The organism is Amycolatopsis sp. SID8362, assembly GCF_010550475.1.
Classification (GTDB): domain Bacteria; phylum Actinomycetota; class Actinomycetes; order Mycobacteriales; family Pseudonocardiaceae; genus Amycolatopsis; species Amycolatopsis eburnea.
This window is the reverse complement of record NZ_JAAGNB010000281.1, coordinates 1-862: the sequence shown is the minus strand read 5'-3', so window position 1 is coordinate 862 and position 862 is coordinate 1. Positions and strand designations below refer to the sequence as shown.

The window sequence follows — 862 nt, the reverse complement described above, 5'->3', positions numbered from 1 at the left end:
CCGGCGCCGGCGTTCGGCGACCCGGCGCTGCTGGAACGGATCGCGGGCAACCTGCTGGAGAACGCGGTCCGCCACAACGTCGAGGGCGGCTGGCTGGACGTCGTGACCCAGTCCGGCCCTCGCTGGTCGACGCTGCGGGTCCGGTCATCGGGCGGCCTGGTGGACCCGGCGACGGTGGCGGAGCTGTTCGAGCCGTTCCGCCGGGCCGGCGTCGCGCGGACCGCACGCCACGGCGCCGGGCTGGGGCTGTCGATCGTCCGGGCGGCGGTCCAGGCGCACGGCGGAAGTGTGGCGGCGGAGCCGATCGTGGGCGGCGGCCTGGCGGTGACGGTGCACCTGCCGGTGGGGTGAAAAGCCTCGTGAGTGTTTGGTCGGGTTAGAACCCGACCAAACACTCACGACCCGGCCAGGGCGAGACCGGCGCGGAGGACACCGGCCGCGTGGAGCATGGCCGCGCGGGCGTCCGGGTCGATGCCGACGCGGTTCGCGAAGCCGTGGAGCTGGCCTTCGTGGCGGCGGTGAACCAGGGGGATTCCGGCGGCGGCCAGGCGGGCCGCGTAGGCCTCGCCTTCGTCGCGCAGGAGGTCGAAGCCGCACGTCGCCACGTACGTCGGCGGGAGGCCGTCGAGGGTCTCGTCGTACGCCACCGACGCGCGCGGATCGGTGTACGAAGCCGGGTCGCGCAGGTACTGCGCGCGGTACCAGGCCCACTCGTCCCGGTCCAGCCGGAAGCCCGAGCCGAACTGCCGGTGCGATTCCGACGCGCCGAGCGCGTCCGTCGCCGGCGTCAGCAGGAGGCTGAACGCCGGGCGGGGCAGCTCGCCGCGGGCGGCCGCGTGGGCCACCACCGCCGCCAGGTTGC

At 75.2% G+C, this 862-nt stretch carries 2 protein-coding genes; one reads left to right on the top strand and one right to left on the bottom strand.

Annotated elements, in window-relative coordinates; genetic code table 11:
• On the top strand, positions 1 to 351 hold a 351-nt coding region (locus G3I65_RS09105), incomplete at its 5' end, for a sensor histidine kinase KdpD (protein WP_160695697.1).
• Positions 352 to 395: 44 nt separating this feature from the next.
• Here G3I65_RS09105 and G3I65_RS09100 read toward each other — a convergent pair.
• Positions 396 to 862 (bottom strand): alpha/beta hydrolase fold domain-containing protein (locus tag G3I65_RS09100; protein ID WP_160695696.1); only part of this gene is annotated, 467 nt, incomplete at its 5' end.